The 19,284-nt window shown below is 45.4% G+C and carries 21 protein-coding genes; 3 read left to right on the top strand and 18 right to left on the bottom strand.

From position 1 onward, the window contains the following. Positions 1 to 195 precede the first annotated feature (195 nt). Together LD39_RS23525 and rlmH are read right to left on the bottom strand one after the other, a co-directional pair. Positions 196 to 378, bottom strand: a complete 183-nt coding sequence (locus tag LD39_RS23525; protein ID WP_231572548.1) for a hypothetical protein — start codon at positions 376 to 378, stop codon at positions 196 to 198. A gap of 202 nt (positions 379 to 580) precedes the next feature. Next, a complete protein-coding gene (gene rlmH, locus LD39_RS08850) occupies positions 581 to 1,060 on the bottom strand; it encodes a 23S rRNA (pseudouridine(1915)-N(3))-methyltransferase RlmH (protein ID WP_035545324.1) in 480 nt (159 codons plus the stop codon). Between the two features lie 160 nt (positions 1,061 to 1,220). On the opposite strand from rlmH, the gene LD39_RS08845 reads away from it, so the two are divergent. Together LD39_RS08845 and LD39_RS08840 are read left to right on the top strand one after the other, a co-directional pair. Beyond that, the gene (locus tag LD39_RS08845) at positions 1,221 to 2,132 is read left to right on the top strand and encodes an ABC transporter ATP-binding protein (protein ID WP_035545322.1); all 912 of its coding nucleotides are present in this window, start codon (positions 1,221 to 1,223) and stop codon (positions 2,130 to 2,132) included. 18 nt (positions 2,133 to 2,150) lie between these two features. Next, on the top strand, positions 2,151 to 2,894 hold the full coding sequence (locus tag LD39_RS08840) for an ABC transporter permease (protein WP_035545321.1): 744 nt from the start codon (positions 2,151 to 2,153) through the stop codon (positions 2,892 to 2,894). 65 nt (positions 2,895 to 2,959) lie between these two features. Here LD39_RS08840 and rbsK read toward each other — a convergent pair whose 3' ends face one another. From rbsK to LD39_RS08765, 16 genes are all read right to left on the bottom strand, one after another. Then, positions 2,960 to 3,856 carry a ribokinase gene (gene rbsK / locus LD39_RS08835; RefSeq protein WP_035545318.1) on the bottom strand — a complete coding sequence of 299 codons (897 nt, stop codon included), beginning with the start codon at positions 3,854 to 3,856 and terminating at the stop codon, positions 2,960 to 2,962. A gap of 120 nt (positions 3,857 to 3,976) precedes the next feature. Then, the gene (locus LD39_RS08830) at positions 3,977 to 4,912 is read right to left on the bottom strand and encodes an aldo/keto reductase (protein ID WP_035545315.1); all 936 of its coding nucleotides are present in this window, start codon (positions 4,910 to 4,912) and stop codon (positions 3,977 to 3,979) included. 438 nt (positions 4,913 to 5,350) lie between these two features. Then, a complete protein-coding gene (locus LD39_RS23885; protein WP_369793227.1) occupies positions 5,351 to 5,584 on the bottom strand; it encodes an RDD family protein in 234 nt (77 codons plus the stop codon). 240 nt (positions 5,585 to 5,824) lie between these two features. Further along, entirely contained in the window at positions 5,825 to 8,008 is a 2,184-nt protein-coding gene (locus LD39_RS08825; protein WP_035545312.1) for a malate synthase G, read from the bottom strand. 27 nt (positions 8,009 to 8,035) lie between these two features. After that, a complete protein-coding gene (locus tag LD39_RS08820) occupies positions 8,036 to 8,206 on the bottom strand; it encodes a DUF1427 family protein (RefSeq protein ID WP_369793226.1) in 171 nt (56 codons plus the stop codon). 17 nt (positions 8,207 to 8,223) lie between these two features. Continuing rightward, on the bottom strand, positions 8,224 to 9,297 hold the full coding sequence (gene mtnA / locus LD39_RS08815; RefSeq protein WP_052158790.1) for an S-methyl-5-thioribose-1-phosphate isomerase: 1,074 nt from the start codon (positions 9,295 to 9,297) through the stop codon (positions 8,224 to 8,226). A 17-nt stretch (positions 9,298 to 9,314) separates the two neighbouring features. Continuing rightward, the gene (locus LD39_RS08810; protein ID WP_035545309.1) at positions 9,315 to 9,923 is read right to left on the bottom strand and encodes a class II aldolase/adducin family protein; all 609 of its coding nucleotides are present in this window, start codon (positions 9,921 to 9,923) and stop codon (positions 9,315 to 9,317) included. Positions 9,924 to 9,939: 16 nt separating this feature from the next. Then, positions 9,940 to 11,277 (bottom strand): amidohydrolase family protein, encoded by a 1,338-nt coding sequence (locus LD39_RS08805; RefSeq protein WP_197061407.1) that lies wholly within the window; start codon positions 11,275 to 11,277, stop codon positions 9,940 to 9,942. Positions 11,278 to 11,382: 105 nt separating this feature from the next. Beyond that, positions 11,383 to 12,183: an MTAP family purine nucleoside phosphorylase gene (locus LD39_RS08800; RefSeq protein WP_035545304.1), complete on the bottom strand. Its 801-nt coding sequence runs from the start codon at positions 12,181 to 12,183 to the stop codon at positions 11,383 to 11,385. Continuing rightward, positions 12,180 to 13,052: a nucleoside phosphorylase gene (locus LD39_RS08795; RefSeq protein ID WP_035545303.1), complete on the bottom strand. Its 873-nt coding sequence runs from the start codon at positions 13,050 to 13,052 to the stop codon at positions 12,180 to 12,182. The genes LD39_RS08800 and LD39_RS08795 overlap by 4 nt, the downstream gene beginning before the upstream one ends. Continuing rightward, positions 13,036 to 13,884 carry an energy-coupling factor ABC transporter ATP-binding protein gene (locus LD39_RS08790; RefSeq protein WP_052158789.1) on the bottom strand — a complete coding sequence of 283 codons (849 nt, stop codon included), beginning with the start codon at positions 13,882 to 13,884 and terminating at the stop codon, positions 13,036 to 13,038. Before LD39_RS08790 ends, LD39_RS08795 begins: the two co-directional genes overlap by 17 nt. 20 nt (positions 13,885 to 13,904) lie before the next feature. After that, positions 13,905 to 14,759 (bottom strand): energy-coupling factor ABC transporter ATP-binding protein, encoded by an 855-nt coding sequence (locus LD39_RS08785; protein ID WP_035545300.1) that lies wholly within the window; start codon positions 14,757 to 14,759, stop codon positions 13,905 to 13,907. Next, positions 14,756 to 15,652 (bottom strand): energy-coupling factor transporter transmembrane protein EcfT, encoded by an 897-nt coding sequence (locus tag LD39_RS08780; RefSeq protein WP_035545298.1) that lies wholly within the window; start codon positions 15,650 to 15,652, stop codon positions 14,756 to 14,758. The genes LD39_RS08785 and LD39_RS08780 overlap by 4 nt, the downstream gene beginning before the upstream one ends. Positions 15,653 to 15,687: 35 nt before the next feature. After that, the gene (locus tag LD39_RS08775) at positions 15,688 to 16,704 is read right to left on the bottom strand and encodes a LacI family DNA-binding transcriptional regulator (protein WP_035545294.1); all 1,017 of its coding nucleotides are present in this window, start codon (positions 16,702 to 16,704) and stop codon (positions 15,688 to 15,690) included. A gap of 217 nt (positions 16,705 to 16,921) precedes the next feature. Then, complete coding sequence (locus LD39_RS08770) at positions 16,922 to 17,704, bottom strand: fumarylacetoacetate hydrolase family protein (RefSeq protein WP_035545292.1); 783 nt, start codon at positions 17,702 to 17,704, stop codon at positions 16,922 to 16,924. A 184-nt stretch (positions 17,705 to 17,888) separates the two neighbouring features. Then, positions 17,889 to 18,506, bottom strand: coding sequence for a hypothetical protein (locus LD39_RS08765; protein WP_052158788.1), 618 nt, complete (start codon positions 18,504 to 18,506; stop codon positions 17,889 to 17,891). Between the two features lie 501 nt (positions 18,507 to 19,007). Here LD39_RS08765 and LD39_RS08760 point away from each other — a divergent pair. After that, on the top strand, positions 19,008 to 19,284 hold a 277-nt coding region (locus LD39_RS08760; protein WP_035545291.1), incomplete at its 3' end, for a tRNA-dihydrouridine synthase.

The raw sequence follows: 19,284 nt of genomic DNA, 5'->3' as shown, positions 1-19,284 counted from the left end.
TTTCTTTCTTTTCTTTTAAATAAAGCGCCCAGCCGTACGCCCGTTTCATCGCTCGCTCCTACGTTCACCCCTTCGACCGCTTCTTCGGTATGAATTTGGTTCACACACGAGATCATTTCATACACAGGGGCACGGTTTCGGTTGATAAAAGTGTGCTTAATGAAACCCTTCTCCTTCAGTTCTGTGCGCGCACGCTTAAAAGAACTCTCGGTAAGACGAGCCTTTATCATGAGAGTCGGTGTCGGAACGCAAATTCTTTTTCCATCCGACTTTGTTATTGAAGTGCATTAATGAAATCCACAGCATTGATGCAGATAAAGACAACTCCTCCATTTCCAGCTGATCTAAAAACGCGTTCAATTCTTTTAAGTAATTCATTTCTCTCCTCCTATTTTTGTAGACATAAAAAAACAGACCTTCTTAACTCTACAATCGTTTAGAAGGTCTGATTTGGTCTCGAAGATCTTTGAAATTTTTTACAGAAAGTATTTTAGGCTACAAATTTCTCATCTAAATTGGAGTGAGCACCTATAATATTCTCCTTCATAAATGTATCATCAGCTTTGTTATCAATATACCTTTACTTATGATAGGGCTCATTCCTTATAATTCTAAACGCCCGGTACACCTGCTCCACCAACATCAACCGCATCAACTGGTGCGGGAACGTCATATTCGAGAACGACAACCCAAAATCACTTCGCTCCAGAACCTCATCACTCAATCCCAATGACCCCCCAATCACAAACGCGATCTTGCTTTTTCCGTACGTCGCAAGCTCGTCCATTTTCTTGGCCAGTTTTTCAGAAGTCAGCTGCTTTCCTTCGATTTCTAATGTAATGACATAGCTTTCCTGGGAAATTTTCGAAAGGATCCGCTCCCCTTCCTTCTGCTTCACTTCCTCCATCTGCGCTTCGCTCAAGTTTTCCGGTGCTTTTTCATCTGCGACTTCAACGACATCGACCTTCGCATAAGGGCCGAGGCGTTTGACGTATTCGGCGATGCCTTGCTTCAAATATTTTTCTTTCAGTTTACCGACGGTGACGATCGTAATTTTCATAATCTGTATCCTCCATACAACTGTTGTTGCTTTCATTTTATCATGTCTCATAGGCGCATTGATTTTCAAAAATTCCGAAACTTATATTCTCTTGCATACGTATAGCAAGTATCTAATATAAACTAGCTATACAACCGTATTCCAGGAAGGGGATAGCATTGTGATTGATGTGCAGCACGTCAGCAAGCATTATGGACCGATTCACGCGTTGGATGACATCAGCTTTCAAATCCGTGAAGGCACATGCTTTGGGCTTGTGGGACCGAACGGAGCCGGGAAGTCGACGCTCATGAAAATATTATCAGGCATTCTTTTAAACTTTGACGGGGACATCGGCGTGAAAGACTGGAAGGTTTCAAAAGACCGGACGAAGATCAAGCAGCAGATCGGCTATATCCCTCAGGAAATCTGCCTTGAGGAGACGCTGACTGCTCGTGACAACCTGATTCTTTTTGGCAACATGTATGGATTAAAAGGGAAAGCCTTGCATGTGCGTATGGATGAAGTGCTCGATCAGATCGGTTTACAGGACAGGGCGAAAGATAAAGTCATGACATTTTCCGGTGGCATGAAGCGCAGGCTGAACATCGGCTGTGCACTGTTACATAAACCGGGTATCGTCATTATGGATGAACCGACCGTCGGCATCGATCCGCAATCGCGGAATTCGATTTTTTCGGTGATCCACCAGCTGAAGGCAGAGGGCAGTACGATTATCTATTCGAGTCACTATATGGAGGAAGTCGAGCAGCTGTGCGACAGCATCGGCCTCATTGATAAAGGGCAGCTGATGGAGTTCGGCCGCATGGAGGAACTGTTAGATAAGCACGGCAAGCCTTCCTTGTTCATTGCTGGAGATGGCATTGGCGAAGCGATGCTGCAAGAATTTGGTGAGGCGGAACCGAAAGGAAACGGTTATTTACTGAATAGTGACGAGCCGCTTTTCACCCTGGAAAAACTGGTCGTGCACTGCCGCGAACATCAGCTGGAACCACGCCGTCTCGAACTGTATCAGCCAAGGCTTGAGGATATTTTCTTCAATTTGACCGGCACACAGTTAAGAGATGCGTAAGAAAAGGAGGAACCAATCATGTGGGCGATCGCTCGTACGGAATTGAAAAAGACGGTGCAGGATAAAGGGCTGTGGTTTTGGACGTTTGTGCTGCCGATTGTATTTATTGTTGCTTTTGTCGCGATTTTCTCAGGGGATGAGAACACGAGCTATAAGGAAGTGGTGACCCAGATCATTCCGGGTTACACGATCATGTTTGCTTTTTTTATTATGATCTCGATGGTGATTGTTTTTGTGAAAGACAGAGAACGCGGCATGGTCGCACGGATTGCCAGCACGCCCCTCTCGATCCATCAGTACTTTTTCGGAAAATGGCTGCCGTTCATGATCGTCGTTCTCGTTCAGATCACAGTTCTGTTCGGGTTTGGCGTCGTAGTTTATGACCTGCCGCTCGGAGACCCTGTTTCGCTCATTCTGTTATCCTTGGCGCTTGCGTTTATCGTAACCGGATGGGGCATGGCGATGGCTGTGATTGTGAAAACGGAAAATATGGGAATCGCGATGACGCAAATTCTCGCCTTAGGCGGCGCGTTGCTCGGCGGTCTCTGGATGCCGGTCGAATTCATGCCAGAGGCGGTCCAGAACGTCAGCAAGGTCTTGCCGCAGTATTGGGCGCTTCAAGGCTATAAAGAGATCATCCTCTCAAACGGTGGACTCGGTGATATTTGGCTGAACCTGGTGTTTCTGATTATCGCCGGGGCTGCAGGGGGAGCGCTCGCTTTAGTCTCTTATCCTCGTTTCCTGCGACAATCGCGAAGCTAAACGTAAAGCCCTCAGGCTGAGCCTGAGGGCTTTTATTCAATTGAAGTCTACCAATTCGTCCATTCCTATGTCCTGCTTTTTTCCTCGAGAAACGCGTAGACTTCTTTTAACGTCGGCATGCCGCTCTGGGCACCTAATTTTGTAATCGAAAGCGCCGCAGCGGCGTTGGCAAATGTAACCGCGTCCTTTAAAGAGGACTGTCGCGCCAGCTGCGTAACAAGCGCTCCATTGAAGGTGTCGCCCGCTCCTGTCGTATCTTTGACTGGAACCTCGTAGCCAGGGATGTTCACTTGTTTTCCTCTCAGAGTGGCCTCAACCCCATGAGCCCCTTTTGTTGTCACCCATTTATATTGCAGTTGAGACGACTTTTCCACTTCCTTGCTTAACCGCAACGCTTCTGATTCATTCGGTGTGAGGAAGGTCGCATAGTCGAGAACCGCCTGAGGCAAGCTTTGGTACGGGGCAGGATTGACGACCAATGGAATGTCGTATTCTTTTGCAAAATTAGCGATGAATTCAATCGTTACAAGCGGAATTTCAAGCTGAACGAGCAGGATGTCGCTTCCTTTAATCAAGTCCTTTTGCTCTTCCACATACTCAGGGGTCACATCGTAATTCGCTCCCGGGGCAACGATAATCCGGTTATCGTTGTCAGTTAGTATAATCGTCGCCGTTCCTGTGGGCTGGGTTTCGGATGTTTTCACGCCGGACGTATCCATTCCTTCTTCCTGCAGGTGCTGGACCAATTCGACGCCGAAAGCATCCTTGCCGACCGCTCCAATCAGCCGGACATCTGCACCAAGTCGTGATGCAGCTACAGCCTGGTTCGCTCCTTTTCCACCCGGATAAGTCGCGAACTGATCTCCAAGAACCGTTTCACCCTGTTTCGGAACAACAGGAGTAGATACCGTCAAATCCATATTGATGCTCCCGATCACGGTTACTTTTGGTTTCGTTGTCATCCCTTTTCCTCCAGTTCCTCATGGAGTCTCTTTCCACCAGCTCCATTTTAAATTCTCAACCTGTTCTACATAGCTGTATTTGACCCAGCATACACTAGCATTCCTTTACCTTGATCCTTTTTACCAGGATAGCTCGGAGCCTTTTATTTCTTCTGCCCACAAATCTTTTAACTCTTTGATTACATTTGTTGATAAACTGCCTTCTGATGCCGCTATATTCTGGTTGAATTGCTGAATATCTTTTGCTCCAGGGATAATGGTAGATACTTCTGGATAGGAAAGAATAAATTTTAGGGCTGCTTGTACCATAGAAATATCATTCCCTACAATATGACGCACTTGTTCTACTAGTTTCCCTCTTCTTTCAATTTCGTCTACACTCCACCGGCTTCTTATACCGCTAAATCTACTCATGGCATCATACTTTCCTGTCAGCCAGCCTGAATCGAGAGGAACTTTGGTAATCACTCCGACCCCCTGGTTTTCAGCAGCTTGGATCGCCTCTGCCGGCTCTTGATGGAAAATATTAAACATCACCTCAATGACCTGACTCTCGGTTTGATTTAATAGCTCGTACATCTCTTTCCCCGTATCGACGGAAGCTCCATAGGCTCTGATTTTGCCTTCTTGTTTCAGTTTTTCCAGAACTTCAAACTGGGGACTGTCGCCATTCATCGCTGAGAAAGGAGGGTTATGAAGGAGGAGACTATCAAGATAGTCGGTCTGTAACCTTCGCAAACTATCTTCAACAGATGAAATCATTTTGTCAGGTTCGAAGGTTTGCTCCCCGTTTGAAGCATGCCCGCATTTACTGCTTATAACCACCTGGTCTCTTTTTCCTTTAAAAGCTTTCCCGAGAAGTTCTTCACTTTTCCCGGCTCCATAGTTCGGCGCCGTATCAAAAAAATTACTGCCCGCATCCATAGCTGTACTTACGAGATGAATCGCTTCATCGTCGGTCATTTTTCCCCAGTCTTTTTCATTGCCTAATTGCCAGGCTCCAAATCCAACCTCAGACACTTGGATTCCTGTATTCCCTAAGCTCCGCTTCTTCATGGAAGATTCCCCTTTCTTCTCTCTTAATGATCCAGATTCAATCTCAACTCTATTTCTTCATCGATTGACCAAAAACGATACCGTAGTGACTACCTTTAATAGTAAATGTTTCATGTCCCTTCCTCAATCAATCCAGCTTCTTCCTGTTTGTTTCATGCATCCTCTGCCCCTTTTTCACTAGATTGATAGACTATACTCCTATTTTCCTCTGAACCTCAATGTATGTACAGCGTATCGATCTTAGGCTTTAACAGAGTTCATTTTCCGGGAACACAAAAAAGCACTGATGGTTGTCAGTACTTAATCAAAATGCTGGTCCTTTCGTTTTACCGTCGTATAGGAAATCAGTTCTCCCCATCCACGTCCCTTTTTATCGACCAAACCGGTGATCAAAGAAACGAAGTACCACAGCCCGCTGGTGAGAATCACGGGTCCGAATCAGAGCACCGCGCGCACGATGATTTGAACGAAGTTCGGTTTCCTTCCATTATTGGATGACACCGTCAAATTCGTCAGCAGCATCCCTAGGGTCCTTCCGTTGGCGAACAGTGGAATGACGAGTAAGAACGTGATGTGGGTGATGATAAATGTTTTCCAAAAAATCGGGTTCGGCTCGTATCCCCGGCCCGTATCGTTCCATTCGGTGAATAAAACGGCGATCAAGCCGGCGATGATGAGTTCGAATCCGACGCCAATAACACGTTGAAACAGGTTCTTTTCGATTATGATAACCCCTCCTTCCCTGTGCTATATCCTATGGGAGCATGACCAGAGAGGTTAGTCCATCCGCCTAGCACAAGGATAGAGAAATGAAGCTAAAGCCTAGGACACTAATTCATGAAGCGGCGGTTCTCTCACAAAAAACCCAGAATAAAAAAAGACCACTCGCGGAAAAAGAGTGGTCTTTTTGGATTAAACTTTATTCAATAGCAGTTGCTGCTTCCTTTCCAGGCGGCGTTTATGGAGAATCGGCTCAGTATATCCATTTGGTTGCGACAGCCCTTTGAAAACTAAATCACAAGCGGCTTGAAAAGCGATGGATTCGTCATAGTTTTCAGCCATAGGCTGATAGTCAGGATCCCCAGCATTTTGCTGATCAACGACTTTAGCCATCCGTTTCATCGTTTCCAGTACCTGTTCGCCTGCTACAATGTTCTGATGCAGCCAATTGGCCATATGCTGGCTGGAGATTCTTAAGGTTGCCCTGTCTTCCATTAACCCGATGTTATGGATATCAGGGACTTTGGAGCAGCCGACCCCGTGGTTGACCCAGCGAACGACATACCCTAAAATTCCTTGCGCGTTATTATCAAGCTCTTCCTGGATTTCTTCTTCTGACCAATCTGTATTATCCGCGACAGGGATTTCCAGGATGTCATCTCGATATTCCTGAATGTTTTCGGCAATTTGTTGCTGGGTAACTTTGACGTTGTGGTAATGATAGTGGATCGCATGTAGCGTCGCTGCGGTCGGAGATGGCACCCATGCGGTATTGGCTCCTGCTTTCAGCTGTGAGCCTTTCTCCTCAAGCATTGCCTTCATCATCTCCGGCATCGCCCACATCCCTTTTCCGATTTGAGCACGGCCGAACAATCCGGCATCTAACCCAACGCTTACATTCGATTTCTCATAGGCATCCAGCCACTTCGAACCTTTCATTTCCTTCTTCCTGATCATCGGTCCGGCAGCCATAGACGTGTGAATTTCGTCTCCCGTGCGGTCCAGAAAGCCGGTATTGATGAAAACGATCCGCTCTTTCGCCTGCTCAATACAGTTTTTTAAATTCAGCGTCGTACGTCGCTCTTCATCCATGATGCCCATTTTGATCGTGTTGCGGGTAAGGCTTAAAAGATCCTCAATCCTGTTGAATAGATCATTGGCAAAAGAGACTTCTTCTGATCCGTGCATTTTTGGTTTAACGATATAGATGGATCTCTTCGCAGAATTTTCATAGCGGCTGTTTCTTATTAAATCGTGTCTCGCGACAAGCGAAGTAAGTACACCGTCCATGATCCCCTCTGGAACTTCCTCTCCCTTTTCATCCAGTATCGCCGGGGTGGTCATCAGGTGTCCGACATTTCTCATGAACATAAGCGAACGGCCGTGGAGCGTAATATCTTCCCCTTCTGGCGTAATATACTTTCGGTCAGGGTTCAAGTTCCTTGTAACGGTTCTGCCTGCTTTTTGGAAGGTAGCCTTCAGTCTCCCTTTCATTAATCCGAGGAGATTCCGATAAACAAGAACTTTATCTTCGGCATCGACGGCTGCTACGGAGTCTTCACAATCCATGATTGTAGTCGTAGCTGATTCCATCACGATATCACTGATGCCCGCAGGATCACTCTTCCCAATCGGATGATTCGGGTTCATTTCGATTTCCAGGTGGAGGCCGTGATTTTGAAGCAGGATCGCTGACGGCTCTGAAGGGGAACCTTGATACCCTTTGAATTGAGCTTGATCCCTCAGCGTTGCTTTTTGTCCATTTTGCAGGATGGCGGCAAGGGTCCCCTCTTCAATGACGTATGTAACGACATCTTTGTGAGAAGCCTGTTCGAGTGCGAAGATTTCATCAAGAAATTCTTTCGCATACGCCACGACCTTTTCTCCACGCTTCTGATTATAAGAGTTTCCTTTTTCAAAGCCTTCCTCTTCCGGAATGACATCCGTGCCGTAAAGCGCATCGTACAGGCTTCCATAGCGGGCATTCGCTGCGTTCAAAGCATATCGGGCATTATCCGCTGGTACAACGAGCTGAGGACCGGCCTGGACAGCAATTTCATCGTCCACATCTTTTGTAGTGATGGTAAAGTCCTCGCCTTCAGGTTCTAAGTAATTGATTTCTTTGAGGAATTCCTTGTAGGAGTCTTTGTCATAAGAACCTGAATGGTCGTTATGCCAAGTATCGATTTGTTTCTGGATCTCGTCCCTCTTCGCAAGCAGCTCTTTATTGATCGGGGTTAAATCGTGGATTAACGTATTAAAATCCTCCCAGAATTGATCCTGATTGACTCCGCTTTCCGGCAGAGCTTCGGAGACAATGAATTCATATAATTTCGAATCGACCTCTAGATTTCCGACTTTTACATAATCACTCATATAATTCCTCCTTCATCTGTGATTGAATTATTGCAACCTGAGCAGTACGGTTTCTATGATCTTACCGCCAACGTACACACCGACAACTCCTAACACTCCTGCGAGAACAGGAGGCGCCGGCAGAGGCAGTTTAATCAATTTGAATACAACACCGATAATGATACCGGCTAGCATGGCAAGCATCGCTTCCTTGATCATGAAAGCTCCTCCTGTTCTTATTGAAGAATGTCCACTTTCTCTCTGACGCTTCTCAGATTGGTTTCATATGGAGCCTGAATCACTCCTTTTTCGGTTATAATCCCTGTGATCAAGTGGTTTGGAGTGATATCAAACGACGGGTATAAAGCCTTCGTTCCTTCAGGAGCGATGGGAACGCCTTTGATCTGCGTCACTTCACTGGATTCACGCATTTCCACTTCAATCGCTTTACCGCTCGGTGTATCAAAGTCGATCGTATGACTGGATGTTGCCGTAAAAAATGGTACACCGTGTGCTTTAGCGGCGAGAGCGTGCATATACGTCCCCACTTTATTCGCCAGGTCCCCGTTTGCCGAGACACGATCGGAGCCGACGACGACTTTATCGATCATCCTGTTACTCATACAAAATCCGGACATGTTGTCGGTGATCAACGTATGAGGGATTCCGAACTTTTTCAATTCATAGGCGGTAATCCTTGAGCCCTGCAAATAAGGACGGGTTTCACACGTGAACACGTGGATTTTCTTGCCTTGTTCATGAGCGGTTCGAATGACGGATAACGCACGTCCTCCGTAGCCTGCCCCTCCCAGGGCTCCGGAGTGGCAATGGGTCATAATCGTATCTCCGTCTTCGATTAAGGCCGCACCGTTTTCTCCTAATTGATATTCAAACTGCAGCTGGCGCTCAATGATTTCTACCGCTTTTTCCTCTAATTGAGCGATCACATTTTCTTCTGAACCTTTGAAAGAGGCGACCATCTCATCGACCGTCTTCATTAAGTTCACGGCTGTCGGGCGTGTACTTTTAAGCAGTTCCCCGGCTTGCTTGATGCTTTCCGGATCCCCTTTGGACTGATAGGCGGCTAAGTACACTCCATACGCCCCGCAAAGACCGATGGCCCCAGATCCGCGGATCATCATCGACCGAATCGCATCAGCCAGCTGCTTCACTTCCGAGAACGAATAGATGATTTCATCAAAAGGAAGCTTTGTCTGATCGATGACCTTTAATTTCCCATCTTCAACCCAGATGGGTAAAGCAAGCTCCTTTTCTTTCAAACGCTTTGCTAATGATTCTAACCTTTGCATACATTGCCCTCCTTTACTTAATTGGTTACTGCGCTTTCAACGCTGGCACGAAGCTGCGTTAAGATAAATGATTGTTTTGCTGTAGCCTCCGCAAGATCGACGACGTTATAGGCGGACTCAAGCGTAGGGCCAACCGAACACACCCCATGGTCTTTCATAAGCGTGATTTTAATTCCCGGGTTCTGAATGAAAACATCCGTCACATGCTGAGCCAGTTCTTTCGATCCGGATGGTGCCACGTCAGCTACTGGAACGTGACCGAGCAGCTTGCGGGCCGTTACGGTTGGAAGCGGCAGCTCTCTCCCTAAGCACGCGTACCCAATCGAGTAATTCGGGTGGCAGTGAACAACGGCGTTCACATCAGGACGGACTTTGTAGATTCCTAGGTGGAAACCTATTTCTTTTGACGGCTTCCCTTGCCCTTCCACAACCTCCCCATCCATGTTAACGATCAAGGCATCTTCTTTACTGACTTCCCCAAGGCTGATGCCGCTTCGCTTAATTAACACGTGATCGGTACCAGGAATTCGAACGCTGATATTTCCACCAGTCGCCTGGGTATACCCTTTTTGATAGACTTTATGAGAGACATACTCCAGTTCTTTTTTTAATAAATCCAAACTCATCTTCGTCGCCTCCTATTTATTGATAAAATTGATTGTAAAATGCCTTTACGTGCGGCTTCAGCTCGTCAGCTAAAGCGAGCGAAGAAGCGCTGTTTTCTGCTATTTCCTGAGAGCGGTGTTGAGCTCTTCGGATCACATAGTCTTCATCAAAGGACAGGATTTGTTTATTTCGCATGACCCACTCCCCTTCGATCATGACGCTGTCAACCGACTGGCCTGTTTCATGGAAGACAAGCTGGGATGGAATATTATGATCCGTTGCCCATGTCGTTGTAGTTTTATTTAAGAAAACAAGATCAGCATCATACCCGCTTTCTATTCGACCACGAGAACTGCCTCCCATGATTTTCGCTCCATTGATACAGGCCATCTCCAGCATTTGATAAGGGGTTGGCCAGGTTTCGAAGTCTGGCTGAGAGCTGCGGTGAATCATCGCCCCTAACCGCATCGTTTCAAACAGGTTGTGCGCGGTTCCGCAGTTGCTTGCATCAGTACCGAGGGCCAGAGGCACCCCTTTTTCCAGATAATCAGGAATCGGAGCCAATCCGCTTCCAAGCATCATATTGCTCGCCGGGTTATAAATGACGGATACCCCACGATCCTTTAAGAGATCTATTTCGTCTGGATGCAGCCATACGCCATGAGCGACAGACAGCCTGTTATTCAGCAACCCTAGCTGGTCTAATTCATAGACTAAGCCGTTATTATAGAATTTCTTGCTATAACTCTCTTGAATCTTTGTCTCCAGTAAATGGGTGTGGACTTGGAGGTCAAAGCGTTCACTCAATTCCTTACATAGTTTCAAAGCTTCGGTACTGCAGCGCTGAGGAGCATTCGGACCTGCCATGATACGAATTCTTCCGTTTTTCTCATGCCAGTCATGGGCTAAATGAATATAGAACTCCTTCATTTCCTCCATCGTTTTTGGCTGACTGCCTTCCAGCTTTTCCATTAAATGCGGCGGTAAATCCAGCTGGAGAAACCGATGGTCCGGAATATCATGAAGCATCGGAGCTACCGAAACGTGCATCTTCGATTGTTCGTAAGCCTTTAAGGCGGCTTCCACTTTTGGAAGGTGCGGAAAATGATCGATACACCCTGTAACGCCGCTTCGGATCATTTCTGCAGCTCCTAACAACACCGCTAATTCAATATCTTCCTCTGTCAGCGAGTGACCGTAAGCGACCGTGTATAAGGACCATAGTTCCAAAGGGAGGGCGTTTTCTGTCCCTTTTAACAAATTAGAATAAGAATGATAGTGGGCATTGGTCATGCCCGGCATAACAATCATCCCTTCCCCATCAACGATTTCCTCTGCCTGTAAGGAAGAATCTTCGTAGGGTTGTGGAATCACCTTTGCCACCTTTCCGTTTTCTATGAAAATAGTTCCTTTAAATACGGCCACTCCCGGGCTCATAGACAAAATGTCAGCATTCTTTATGAGCGTACGCATCGATTACTAGACTTGGGTCGTTTCCATCTTGGCAAGCTTCTCTTTTCTAGCTGCAAGCGCCCGCTCGTAAGCTTCATGGGCGATGGAAGGTTTGTCATCCGAAGCCAGCTCGATCGTTTTTAAGAAAAGCTCTTTGATTTTCTCCTGGTTATCGATCACGACATTTTTATGGGTATCAAGATCTGGTGGAACATCCGTTGTGCCTGCCGCAAGATCTGTCGAGATCGTCACAACGGCGTAGGCGATGCCAAGTTCTCTGGCTAAACTTGCTTCCGTCGCGTTCGTCATTCCGACAACGTCCATGCCCCACTGCTTGTACACATTGATTTCGAGTGATGTTTCATAGCGGGGGCCATCGACGCAAATGTAATTGGCTTTAGGCGTGAGATCCATGTTCAGCTCTTTTGCAGCGTGAAGGAAAGTCTGGTTAAGGTCCGGACAGTAAGGCTGAGTAATTTCTACGGAATACTTTCCGTACGTATTCTCCCGCTTCGTTGTCACATCCATAAACTGGTCAAGTAAGGCGAGTGCTCCTACAGGAATCTCAGGGTTCAATGAGCCGACCGCACACATAGCGATGACATGTTCGATCCCCAGCTGTTTTAACGCCAGCATATTGGCGCGATAGTTAACCTGGTGTGCTAAACTATCATGAGACTTTCCATGACGGGGTAAAAAATAGATTTCCTTGCCGGCATGCGTCCCTTCAAATACGACCGCTTCTCCGTACTCGGTAGGAACCGTCATTTCCCTCAAATCTTCTACTAAGTTATAAAAGCCTGTGCCTCCGATAATTCCTATTTTCATAGTGTTTGACCTCCCTGGTTTCCAAGTAATAGAGATGGATAGAAATACGGTTTTCCAGATTGTTTCTTCAAATCATCCCAGTAACTGAGGATCTTTGTCGCTTCCGTTGCCACCGCAATCGACTGCTCCACCCCTTCGCCTTTATACTCAAATTCATCTTTTACTCGATTGGCGACCGCTGTAAAAATGGCGCCTGCACGTAGTTGGAATAGACTACTGAGCGTTAAAACCGTAGCGGCTTCCATTTCAAAATTTAATACGCCAGCCCGCTGCATATCGTCCATGATCGTATGCATCCAGCTTTGGTTATAATTGCGAAATCCCGGTCTTCCCTGTCCGCAGAAGAAGGAAGCAGCTGTATAACCGATCCCAACATGATAGTTGACTCCGAGACGTTCCGCAGCTTCAATCAGAGCCATGACGACTTCCTGATTAGCGACAGCTGGATATTTGTCATCCACATACTGATCACTTGTCCCGTCATTTCGAACAGCTCCAGCGCAAATGATCAAATCCCCTGGGGCAATGTCTTCCTGCATGGCACCGCATGTCCCTACGCGAAGGAACGTTTCCGCGCCGATCTCAGCCAGTTCTTCCAACGCGCTCGCTGTCGATGGACCACCAGCTCCGGTTGAGCAAGCGGAGATGCCTACGCCTCCCACTTTACCTGTGTATGTAACATGCTCACGGTAAGTGGCTACATGCCTTTGTTCATCCCATAATTTCGCCATTTGCCCCACCCGTTCAGGGTCTCCTGGCAACAGTACATATTTTTCCACATCCCCTGGACGGCACCGAATGTGATACTGAGATTGATCCGCTGATTCTGGTCGATTTGCTTTTGCTTTCCATTTAAGATTTTGAGCCAACTTTAACTGCCTCCTTTTGGTTGGATTCCATCCATTCTAAGATAGAATCTACGGTTAAATAGGTTTGATTTGGATCGAAGTGCGAGATTTGATTTGCGAATGTGGTAATCTGCGGAGGCTGAAGTCCTGCTTCCTCCATAATGCTTTTATCTGAGAAAACAACCTTCGCATGATCGTCTGCGATCTTTTGACTCTGGTTCATAACGACCGTGCGGCAGTTCAGCTCCCCGATCAAATGCATATCATGGGTGATTAAGACAACGATATGGCCATGTTCTTTAAACATTTTGACCAGCTCCAGCACTCGTTTACAGCCTTTATGGTCCTGCCCTGTCGTTGGTTCATCAAGCACAATGACTTTCGGCGATACCGCCATAATCGAAGCCATCGCTACTTCCTTGCGCTGACTGGAGTTAAGGTCAAAAGGGTTGTCCTCTAACTGGTCTTCCAGTTCAAAGATTTCTATGGCCTTTTGGACACGTGTTTCAATTTCCTCATCATCCATCTTTAAGTTTTTACATCCATAAGCCAGTTCTTGCCCGACCGTCGGAAGGAATGTCTGATGATTTGGATTCTGGAACACATACCCGACAAGGCTGGATAGTTTAGCGATCTTCTCTTTCTTCGTGTTTAAGCCGCCAATCGTGATCTCTCCGGTTGTCGGTGTAAGTAAACCGTTAAAGTGTTTGACAAGCGTCGTTTTTCCAGACCCATTGCTTCCTAAGATGGCTACAACTTCGCCTTCATGAATGTCTAAGTTGATCTCCTGGATCGCCTTCACATCGCCAGGATACACATGGGAAACATTTTTCACTGAAATATATGGATTCACTTCTATCCCTCCTGTTGGTCTCACCTGGTTTTGTATGCGTTTTCAAAAATAGATACAGATTCTTCAACTGTTGTGGCTAACTTGAGATTCTGGTTAAATTTCTGATTGTATCCGGCCAGAAATTCTGTGACTTGCGGAGCATGAAGTGTGAGTGCGTGCAACTCTTCTATTTCTGTGAAAATTTCTTCTGGTGTTCCGAACATTTGGATTTCGCCATGATTCAGGACAAGCACTTTGTCACAATAGGCGGCAATTCGCTCGACTTCATGGTCGATGATGATTCCTGTCATCCCGTACTCTTTTAGATTCTGGAGGACGTCATAAACTTCATTCTTTCCTTTTGGATCAAGCATTGAAGTGGGTTCATCCATAATCATAATCGTCGGTCTCATCGCTAATACCGCTGCAATCGCGAGACGCTGTTGCTGACCTCCCGATAAGGCAAGCGGGCTTCTCTTTTCAAATCCAGTCAGGCCTACCTGCGCTAAAGCATCCTTAATTCGAATGAGCATTTCATCTCTTGAAACACCGAGGTTTCCCATTCCGAAAGCAACTTCTTCCTCAATCGTCATTTGGCTTAATTGGTTTTCAGGCTCTTGAAAAACAAAGCCGACATGTTCAGACATTGCCGCTACATTGCTCTCATGGACATCTATTCCTCTTACAGTCACTTGACCTTCCATTTCTCCGTTGATCACCTGGGGGACGAGTCCATTGATACACATCGCTAACGTCGATTTCCCAGCTCCTGTAGGACCAATGATGCCTAGGATTTCTCCATTTTCGATCGAAAAATTAATATCTTTCAGCGTATCTCCTTCCGTATCGGGATACCTGAAGGTGAGGTCTTTGACTTCAATGGCTTTTTCACTCATGAACTAACGCCTCCGATCTTCCCCTGAACTTGTTTATAAAGAAATTTCACTAACATAAACCCGCATACGATCCACGTTCCGATTAAGGAGTAGGTCAACAATGCGTCTGTCGTAAGATGCAGGGATCCCATCATGAACAGTTTGAGGTAAATTTCAAAAGCAAATGCGGCCAGCATCGCTAACAAAAATGTGTAATCAAGGGAACCAATTTTAGTTTCTCTTAAGCTCGTTTTGTTGCCTTTCCTGCTGAAGGCCCGGCATTCAAGTACATAGGAAAGCTGGTGGACCTTCATAAACGTGATGATGAAGAGTGGGGCAAACATGGGTACAAGGTTTTTCACCCGTTGAATCAGGTTGCCTTTCACATCCAAACACCTGGCTTGCTGGGCTTCCATCACGATTTTTGCTTCTCTTGCGATGATCGGAATGATCTGGAACGTCGAAAGCAAAATGAAAGCAAAGGAGTGAGGAACTTTCCATTTCACTAAGGCAGATGCCATATCTGATGGATGTGTCGTCATAACGAATAGAACGGCTGCCGTACCAATGACTAAAATTCTGAAGGACATCACGGAAGCATAAACCATCGATTCATACTTGAAAGTCAGACCTCCGAAAATTTCAAATACAGGTGTAACTCCAATCGGATTATAGATTCCATGAACGGTCATAATGAGGACAGCAAATAATAGAAGAAACTGAATCGATACGAGATAAGGTTTGATAAGCTTTGCGGCGACCACTAAAGGAAATAAAGCGACAAGTAAAACAAGCTGAAGGGCCGGATCATTTAAAATAAACGAACTGGCGACAACAAAAGCGACAAAAATCATTTTAGTCCTCGGATCTAAGCTGTGAATCAGACTATCTTTTTGCATATACAAACTGTTCAAATCATTTCCTCCTTCTTCATTCAGTGAATTTGTTCTTAGTGGACGTCTACAACGCTGCTTGTCGACCCCCGCTCAATGAGCGTCGGCTGAAATGTAACCGTTTCTTTGAAGTTCTTGCCTTCCTTGACGATTTGGACAATTAATTCAACGGTTTTTTGACCCATTTCAGAGATTGGCGTACGAATTGTCGTTAATTCCGGGTCAACAATCTCTGCAAATTGCGAATCATCAAAACCGATGACCGAAAGTTGTTCAGGTACGTTCAATCCAAGCTCTCGCGCTGCCTTATAAATCCCGACGGCAATCGCATCATTTCCTGCAAAGATCGCTGTCGGCCTGTCTTTTCTCGAAAGCATCTCCAATCCTTTGTTATAACCGCTGTTAATCTTAAATTCATCAAGTTTCACATAATTTTTATTCAGTTTTACTTTATAATCCTCGAGTGCTTCTTGATAACCTTTATACCGCTCGACGGTCGAATAAGAATCCGGCTGCCCCCCAATATACCCAATCTTCTGGTGACCAAGTTCCAGCAAGTGTTTCGTCGCCTGGTAGCCCCCTTCAAAGTTATCGACTAATACTTCGTCCAACCTTACATCTTTCACCTGACTTCCGAGAATAATGAGGGGCAGGTCAGGTCTTGTTTTAATAATTTCACGAACATTTCTATCGTTGATTTCGGGCGTTGAGAAAATGATGCCGTCAATGCCTTTTCGAAGTAGAAAGTTTAGATACTCCGACTCTTTGCTCAAGTCGTTGTCCGTGTTGCAGAGGATGACATTAAAGCCATGTTTATGAGCTTCATCCTCGATGGCCCTTGTCAGTTCGCCATAAAAAATGTTTTTAATATCCGGTATGATTAACCCAAGGGTCGATGTTTGTTTCTTGATCATCGCCGTTGCTACCATGTTCTTTTGAAATTTCAGCTCATCCACTGCTTTATGGACTTTTTCCTTCGTAGATGCACTCGTGTATCCACTATTGTTCAGTACTCTGGAAACTGTTGATATAGATACGTTCGCTACTTTTGCGACGTCTTTAATCGTTACCATTTTCACACTTCCTATCATTTTATGGAAACGTTTCCCTGAGATTAGATGCTAAAATGGTTGATCATCGTTCCATCCCGGGAAAATCCGTTTTCTAGTTGGTTTCATTATACGTTAATAGGAGGTTTATTTTCAATAATATTCTGAAAATATCGAAAACATTGAATGAAAATTATGTGGAAACGTTTTTATAAAAACTCAAAAGTATAGGAAGATTGTTTTACACAGTTACCTTTCGATTCGAATGGATGACGCGATTCTCTAAAGAACCAATTCCTTTAATCTTACATTCAATCACATCATTTTCACTCAAAAACTCCGCCCCAACCGGGCTTCCTGTTAAAATAACGTCTCCAGGCTTAAGCGTCATGACCTTACTCAAGTAAGAAATCATTCGCTTGATCGGGACGATCATGAGGTCTGTTGTGCTATCTTGTTTCTTAGTCCCATTATGAAACGCTTGAATCCTTGCTGTTGCAGGATCGAAGTTTGTTTCTACCACCGGTCCCAGGGGCGTGAATGTATCGAATGATTTCCCGAGCGTCCAGTGCCCATCCTTGTGAAAATATTGAGGAGCCGTCACGTCATTTCCAATCGTATAGCCAAAGATGTAATCCAACACGTCCTCTTCTTCAATATCCTTCGCTTCTTTTCCGATGACTACAGCCAGCTCCGATTCAAATTTCACTTCCTCAATCGTTTCCGGGATGACGATGTCACTTTCCGGGCCAATGACGCTGGAAAGGGATTTAAAGAAAAACACCGGCATCTCTGGGCCTTCTTCTGGAAGATCCTTTTTATCGGCAACATAATTGGCGCCGATTCCGATGACTTGATTTGGCACGATCGGTGCCAGCCATTTGACTTCTTCACTTGAGAACGTCTGTCCTAAGTAAAACCAATCAGAATAGATGTCTCCACTAATTTCCGCAATACCGTCAGAAGTGAGCACTCCCTGCCTTACTTCATCGTCCCTGTTCAATGTAAACCTACCGAACTTCATCGACAGTCCTCCCTAGTCCTTTTTAATTGGAAAAAGGTCAAAGTGTCAGATGGTTTGACCCTTTTCCAAGTGTTAACCAGTGGTTATTTATTGATTTCTAGTCATTTCTTTTATAGAATCTTAGGTAAGCTGAAAGAGCATCATACAACCCTCGTCCAAAAGTGTGTTGTGTTGATGTTCTTTTTTATGCGGACATTTTTCTTTCTTTATGTTTACTTTTCACCACTCCGATTTTTTCCCTGATATCTTTCGCATTCGGAAGGAATCGTACTGGGAAGATCTTAAGTATCATCCAAACAATCCAGAATGTAAGGATTTTATCTGCCATGGTACCCGGAATATTGGCGATAAACGCGGCGTTAAAAATTTGCTGACCTGAGGCAATCAGTCCAGCCGTCAGCACATCGACGGTATGTCCAGAAAAACCACCAAACACATAGACAGATATCACTGTAGCTACTGCTGAAGCTAGTAATCCTGTGACCGCCCCTGAAGTAATAACCTTCCACCCTTTCTTAAACCAGCCTTTTTTATAGAAAAAGTGGGCTAAGAAAGCGACAAATATTCCAACTACAGCAAATGGTAAGTAGGTCCAACGAACAATAAGTGCCAGAATCACATTCGTCATCAATGCTGTGGCTCCACCCCAGAGCGGCCCAAGCACAATGGCATTCAACACGGTTCCTATGTTATTCAAAAACAACGGGAGCTTTAACATCTCAACAATCGAATTCGCTACCCAGTTCAACGCAATACCTGCAGGAATCATGGCTACAATGAAACTCGAATTCTTTTTCATCATACCTTTTCATATACCTCCTCGTTTTTTGTGGTGAAAACCCTCCTATTTGTTGACACCTCCTTCACAGCACGTATGTAAAAACGTTTCCACAAACAGTAAGGGATTGGCATCACAATGAATATGGAAACGCTTTCTTAAAAAGAATTATACATAGTGAGCTCCTTAATTTCAACAATTTTTTGAAAATACAAATTATTTACATCTTCACCAATCTCCCCCGTCTTCCTTTTTTGGTCGTCGTTTATTTTATTTTCGATCCCTGCCGGTTATTTAAAATGACTGCACCGAACGCCAGTGAATTCGCGTTTCTTTCGGATGTGATCCACTTACATAGAATCTTTCACAAACCGGGGCGACTCGTTCCCTTGAACTTTTCGTGTTATACTATTATGATATATTTTGGTTGAAATCCATCCGAATTGGTCATGGATAAGAAAAAAAGCATTTTTACTTTTTAATTTTGGGAACATGGTTTCCCATAAGGAAAGGGTTCAGATATATATGAAAGATAATTTTTGGCATGAGTTGCCAAGGCCGTTTTTTGTTCTGGCCCCGATGGAAGCCGTGACCGATGTCGTATTCCGTCATGTTGTGGCTGAAGCAGGCAGACCTGACGTGTTCTTTACAGAGTTTACGAATACGGAAAGCTACTGCCATCCTAAAGGGAAAGACAGCGTACGCGGACGTCTGACGTTCACGGAAGATGAACAGCCGATCGTCGCCCATATTTGGGGAGATAAACCGGAATATTTTCGCCAAATGAGTATCGGCATGGCCG

The organism is Halobacillus sp. BBL2006, from assembly GCF_000786645.1.
Taxonomy (GTDB): Bacteria; Bacillota; Bacilli; order Bacillales; family Halobacillaceae; genus Halobacillus.
The sequence above is the reverse complement of the archived record's forward strand: the minus strand, read 5'-3'. Positions and strand labels throughout refer to the sequence as shown.

What these genes read in the sequence shown, in the direction of transcription:
- LD39_RS23525 (WP_231572548.1), bottom strand. Translation starts at nt 378, where the DNA reads ATGAATTACTTAAAAGAATTGAACGCGTTTTTAGATCAGCTGGAAATG.
- rlmH (WP_035545324.1), bottom strand. Translation starts at nt 1,060, where the DNA reads ATGAAAATTACGATCGTCACCGTCGGTAAACTGAAAGAAAAATATTTG.
- LD39_RS08840 (WP_035545321.1), top strand. Translation starts at nt 2,151, where the DNA reads ATGTGGGCGATCGCTCGTACGGAATTGAAAAAGACGGTGCAGGATAAA.
- rbsK (WP_035545318.1), bottom strand. Translation starts at nt 3,856, where the DNA reads ATGACAACGAAACCAAAAGTAACCGTGATCGGGAGCATCAATATGGAT.
- LD39_RS08830 (WP_035545315.1), bottom strand. Translation starts at nt 4,912, where the DNA reads ATGAAGAAGCGGAGCTTAGGGAATACAGGAATCCAAGTGTCTGAGGTT.
- LD39_RS08825 (WP_035545312.1), bottom strand. Translation starts at nt 8,008, where the DNA reads ATGAGTGATTATGTAAAAGTCGGAAATCTAGAGGTCGATTCGAAATTA.
- LD39_RS08820 (WP_369793226.1), bottom strand. Translation starts at nt 8,206, where the DNA reads ATGATCAAGGAAGCGATGCTTGCCATGCTAGCCGGTATCATTATCGGT.
- mtnA (WP_052158790.1), bottom strand. Translation starts at nt 9,297, where the DNA reads ATGCAAAGGTTAGAATCATTAGCAAAGCGTTTGAAAGAAAAGGAGCTT.
- LD39_RS08810 (WP_035545309.1), bottom strand. Translation starts at nt 9,923, where the DNA reads ATGAGTTTGGATTTATTAAAAAAAGAACTGGAGTATGTCTCTCATAAA.
- LD39_RS08800 (WP_035545304.1), bottom strand. Translation starts at nt 12,183, where the DNA reads ATGAAAATAGGAATTATCGGAGGCACAGGCTTTTATAACTTAGTAGAA.
- LD39_RS08785 (WP_035545300.1), bottom strand. Translation starts at nt 14,759, where the DNA reads ATGAGTGAAAAAGCCATTGAAGTCAAAGACCTCACCTTCAGGTATCCC.
- LD39_RS08775 (WP_035545294.1), bottom strand. Translation starts at nt 16,704, where the DNA reads ATGGTAACGATTAAAGACGTCGCAAAAGTAGCGAACGTATCTATATCA.
- LD39_RS08770 (WP_035545292.1), bottom strand. Translation starts at nt 17,704, where the DNA reads ATGAAGTTCGGTAGGTTTACATTGAACAGGGACGATGAAGTAAGGCAG.
- LD39_RS08765 (WP_052158788.1), bottom strand. Translation starts at nt 18,506, where the DNA reads ATGATGAAAAAGAATTCGAGTTTCATTGTAGCCATGATTCCTGCAGGT.